The following is a 4,894-nucleotide window of genomic DNA, read 5'->3' as shown; positions in this document are numbered from 1 at the left end:
GTGTTGGTTAATTTTTTCAATGATGTTTTGATAAATATCCGCAGCTAAACTTTTAGGCACACTACCAGACAAAATCACCATATCATCGGCGGTTAGTTGATCAAATTGTTGCAAAAAAGTTGCTAATTCATCCGGCGTAATCTCTGGACCCGTTGCGTTGATTTCCGTTTCAACATCGGCTTTAATTTTTAAATTAATCCGTGTGTTACCCGCAATCGTCGTAAAGGCTTGTTTGAGATGTGGTTCATTTAACGTTGCTTGCAAGTGTTCGCCGGTGAAACCACCTAGAAAACCTAGCGCGGTATTATCGATGCCCAAATGGCTTAATAGCCGACTCACGTTGATCCCCTTACCACCTGGAAACAATGTTTGTGAGGTTGACCGATTGGTTTCTCCCAGAGTCAGGATGGGTAAGCGCGTGATGTAATCCAGTGATGGGTTTAATGTGACGGTATAGATCATTTTGTCTCCTCCGCTTCAATCACAGTCATGACTTGATGCAGTGCCTGACTTTGATCTGCTGTTAGTTGTGTGGTAATCAACGTGACTTGTGATAAGTCCACCGCCTTGGCAAACGAGGCCGTCCCAATCTTGCTGGCGTCCGCTAAGACATAGCTGGCTTGGGAGCGCTCAACTACAGCCTTTTTAATCGCTGCCTCTTCTAAATCTGGTGTGGTTAACCCAAAATCAACGGACAAACCGTCGGCCCCAATGAAACTCGTTTGAAAGACCATGTGGTTGATTTGATTCACCGCCGTAGCGCCAATGACTGCATCCGTGGTCTGTTTCACCTGACCGCCAATGATCATCACTGGGATCATCAAATCCGATAGTTTAGCGGCATGATGCACCGAATTGGTCACCTCCGTCACGGCTGGCTTTTTATCAGCCAGATAAGGGATGACCTCACCCGTCGTCGTTCCAGCATCTAAGAAAATCATTTCACCGCCTTTTAATTCGGCGGCTGCACGCTTGGCGATTTGTTGCTTATCGGCTTGATAAATGGTACGCCGTTCATAAACCGTCATGTTATCACGGTCAGGTGTGATCAGTTCAACCCCACCATGCACACGTCGCACAACCCCTTCCGCTGCCAAGTCAGCTAAATCTCGCCGGACGGTCGAGAGCGAGGTTTGGGTTGCCTGTTTTAATTCTTGGAGGGATACAAATTGATTCTTTTGAATAATATCTCGTAGTCGCTTTTTTCTTTCTTCAACAATCATTGGTTATCCTCATTAAAATGTAAGCGCTTTCTTTACGCTCTTATCATAACTTGATTTAATTTAATTTGCAACCTTTTTCTATCATATTCGTTCAAATACTACCAAATAAAAAGCAACCACTGTCGTGATTGCTTTGTTTGTCTATTCCCAATGGGCTTTTTCAAAATGATCCGTTGCGCCATGAAGTTGATAATCAGCGCCTTTCGCCTGTTCAATGGCACTTTCATGAAGTTTCCCAGTACTCTGATAAGCTTGCGCTACCAATTTCAGATAATCAACGAGTTCCCCTGTCCATACCAATCGTGAGTCATGCCCATACTGTAGCCAGAGACTATCGGCCGCTGGGTCTAACCACTGACTCGCCCCATGATACGGGCGGTCATCAATTAAAATCCCGCCAACCGCATGCACTAACCCCTTATCATGGGTCAAGGTAACCCGCTTGTAAAACGGACTATCCGGCCCATCACCAAAATGTTCGGCTAACCACAAGAGTTTATCTTGCCAAGCACTGGCGTTTTGCCATGGTGCTGTGGACAGAATATGCAGTTCATAAACTGTTGCCAGCGCCTGCACCGCTGCCACCGCACCAGGCATTGGTGGCAAATCTCGGAAAATCCCAGGAATTTGATCCGGCTTATCGACTTGTAACTGTTGCGTCTCAATCGTGTTTAAAATGGCTAACGTATCGACTAAGACATTATCCATATCTAAAAATAATTTGGGCTTTGCTTGCATGTGAATTTCTCCGTTTAGGTCAAAGTTAAAGAAAGCGCTTCCAACTTTGGATAGTTTTATTATAGCGGATTTTGCGATAGAAACAAAGCACAAAAAAAGCCGAAGCAAACGCTTCGACTTTTTGAGGTTGTCTTATACCAATGCCAACAATTCAGCCTTCTTAGCTGATGAAGCATATTCGATACCTTGGGCATCCAAGTATACCTTGATTTCAACAACAGTGTTCTTTTCAGTTGGCTTTGCAACTGAAGCAGCAGGCTTTTCAGCAGCTGACTTCTTAGCAGCCTTAGCTTCAGCAAACTTTGCCAAAATACCAGCATGGCTCAACAAGTTACGAACAGTTTCTGATGGTTGTGCACCATTGTTCAACCATGCCAAAATCTTGTCTTCATCCAATGTGATTTCTGCAGGTTGTGCGATTGGGTTGTATGTACCCACTGTTTCGATGAAACGGCCATCACGAGGTGAACGTGAATCAGCGATAACAACACGGTAGAAAGGACGCTTCTTGGCACCCATGCGCTTCAAACGGATCTTAACTGACATCTATAATGTCCTCCAAATTTCTTATGTGCTTTTTGCACGTTAATTTACTTTCTTATTATGCCACGATTTAAAAACCGTGTCAAGGGTTTTTACTTGACATCGATTAACCAGCGACGCACTTGCGCCACGACATCTGCTTGTAAGTAGCGTAAATCAATGACAGCAGCGCTGTCGCCGTGTCGTACCACGACTTGTAAATGCTGTGCTTGGCGTGGCCCCATGAAAATACTTTGTGCTGCATTCAGCCCTTGGATTTTATCACGGCGAACATAATACTGACGTTTCGTAAACCATGGGGTCGTTTGAATTGCTAAGATATCACCAGCAATCGTCAAGCGTTGATCGCGCATACGCAACCAAGCCGCCGACAACCAAACTAACAGGAGCACGCCCGCCACTACCATCATCACTGTATCAGAAACACTGTTGTGCCACTGCCAATGGGATGCTAGTATCCAATAACTCCCAAGCACGAGGCTTAAAATACCCAGACCCCACCACAACGCATATTGGATTTGATAGCGCAAAGCGTGGGGTACCGTTTTAACAGGTTGTAATACAGGTAATGGCAAAGTTGGTAAGAACGGCCGTAGCACTTGCGTGGCTTCAGCTGTTTGAATCACCGGCATCAGAACCGTTTGGTGCGCTTCATTTTTATCTGACTTCACCGATGACGCCAAAAAAACACTCACCGTCACCAAACGCAAAGCGCGACGCAATAACGATTGTTCCAACTGGATAGCTTGCACCCGTGTTGTTCGTAACTGCATGGTGTGCTTAGTCAATAAGCCACGGGAAATGGCCAAGTGCTGGCCAACACGGGTCAACGTAAACCCATAATACTGATTATAAATTTTAAGAAAGGCTACGCCAATGCCCAAAAAGATGACGACGGCAGTCAACATAGCATAAAACATTAGACTACCACCGCTTAACCAATGATCTAAACCAGCCATCACACTTTCTGGTAGATGATTACTCACTTCAGACAGCAAGGTCAAAATGACACCAATAATCCCCAAGCTACCAAATGACGTCAAGGCGTAACGGATTAAGGCCCGTTGGTCGATCTGATACGTGGCACTCGCCTGCGGTTGTGCTGTCGTTTTTGTGCCAACACTGGTAGTTTGCGCCACTTGTCGGTAACGTTCAATGGTCGCAATTTGTGCTGGAGTTAAAGCGTTAAACGTTAACTGATCATCCGCTTTACCTGATGTCTCTATTCGCACTTGAAAGACTTCAAAAGGTTGGAAAATGAAGGGCTGCGTTTTGGTCAAGGTTTGCACACGTTCAAATGGGACATGGGTCCGACGTTTGACAAACACCCCTTGATGCACGGTTATTTCATGCGGCGTTAGCTCATAAGTAAAGAAAAACCATTTCACGACACCAAGAACCAGAGCAATCAACAAAAAACCACCCGTCCACAGCGCCTGTTGGCCAAAATTACGTTGCCCCTGCAACATCACAAATACAAACGGCAACAACAAATCTTTAGCCGTCTGCATCACCATGGCAATCACGGCAAATTTTGATTGACGCATGGGTTTAGTCATCAGTCTCAACCTCCCGCGCCTGCCGGGCTGAGGCAATTAATTGGTCACGCAACGCTTGCGCGACATCTTCTGCAATCGCTTCAATTTTGAAATTGTGCGCAGCGGTCACGACGATAACACTTTGCAAATGGTAATGTTGCAACAATGGACCTTGTTGGGTATCCACATTTTGAATACGATTAACCGGCACGGTTGCCGTTTTCCGAAGGAAAAAGCCCTGATAAATCGTCACCGCATCTGGGGTTAACAGATACTTATAGTAGCGATAATAATACGGAATGAGTAGTATGTGTCCCACAACAAGGAGCACACCAATACTAAAAATCACATCGATCGTTGTCATCACTGCACTTGACCAATGCGATTGAAAAACATAATTCAGGCCAACCCAAAGCACTAAGCCTGGTATCAGCAACAAAACATCACGCGCCAACCACACTTTCTTGGCTGTCCGCGGTAAACTCTTAGCGTTTGTTGGTATCACCTCGCAGCCCCCAGCTACCATTACTTGTGACGTTCAGCGTTGATTTCTTCACTCAACACAATCAAGTGATCTAACGCCCGTCGTGCCAAACGTGAGTCGTGCAAACGGTTGGCTTCATTGGTAATACCACCCAACGTATGGGGCGTATTAATATCTTTAATAATGGCAATTAACTGTTCATGCCAGGCTGCCAATTGGTCTTTGTCTGTCATAATTTTCTCCTAATAAACAATTACGTATATTTTATCATGACTAGCATCGAATTTCATGAAAAAACGTGCATTCTCATAAATTAATTATGACAATATTCGTTTTGTTACTCGTGTCGCGTTTGCACTGGTAATTGG

General features: G+C 45.0%; 7 protein-coding genes. All 7 read right to left on the bottom strand.

Going from position 1 to position 4,894, the window contains the following annotated elements:
* On the bottom strand, window positions 1–462 hold a 462-nt coding region (locus ACW12G_RS06235; RefSeq protein WP_455647533.1), incomplete at its 3' end, for a PfkB family carbohydrate kinase.
* Entirely contained in the window at window positions 459–1,223 is a 765-nt protein-coding gene (locus tag ACW12G_RS06230; RefSeq protein WP_455647532.1) for a DeoR/GlpR family DNA-binding transcription regulator, read from the bottom strand. The genes ACW12G_RS06235 and ACW12G_RS06230, both read right to left, overlap by 4 nt.
* A 141-nt stretch (window positions 1,224–1,364) precedes the next feature.
* Window positions 1,365–1,961 carry a 5' nucleotidase, NT5C type gene (locus ACW12G_RS06225; protein WP_182055738.1) on the bottom strand — a complete coding sequence of 199 codons (597 nt, stop codon included), beginning with the start codon at window positions 1,959–1,961 and terminating at the stop codon, window positions 1,365–1,367.
* Window positions 1,962–2,093: 132 nt separating this feature from the next.
* The gene (rpsP, locus tag ACW12G_RS06220) at window positions 2,094–2,507 is read right to left on the bottom strand and encodes a 30S ribosomal protein S16 (RefSeq protein WP_010005317.1); all 414 of its coding nucleotides are present in this window, start codon (window positions 2,505–2,507) and stop codon (window positions 2,094–2,096) included.
* Window positions 2,508–2,596: 89 nt separating this feature from the next.
* Window positions 2,597–4,063, bottom strand: coding sequence for a PH domain-containing protein (locus ACW12G_RS06215; RefSeq protein ID WP_455647531.1), 1,467 nt, complete (start codon window positions 4,061–4,063; stop codon window positions 2,597–2,599).
* Window positions 4,056–4,547: a PH domain-containing protein gene (locus tag ACW12G_RS06210; RefSeq protein WP_455647530.1), complete on the bottom strand. Its 492-nt coding sequence runs from the start codon at window positions 4,545–4,547 to the stop codon at window positions 4,056–4,058. Before ACW12G_RS06210 ends, ACW12G_RS06215 begins: the two co-directional genes overlap by 8 nt.
* 20 nt (window positions 4,548–4,567) lie before the next feature.
* The gene (locus ACW12G_RS06205; RefSeq protein WP_010005314.1) at window positions 4,568–4,759 is read right to left on the bottom strand and encodes a hypothetical protein; all 192 of its coding nucleotides are present in this window, start codon (window positions 4,757–4,759) and stop codon (window positions 4,568–4,570) included.
* Between the last annotated feature and the right edge of the window lie 135 nt (window positions 4,760–4,894).

The organism is Leuconostoc sp., from assembly GCF_965300815.1.
Note: the sequence above shows the minus strand (reverse complement) of the source record. Positions and strands in the feature narration are given on the sequence as shown.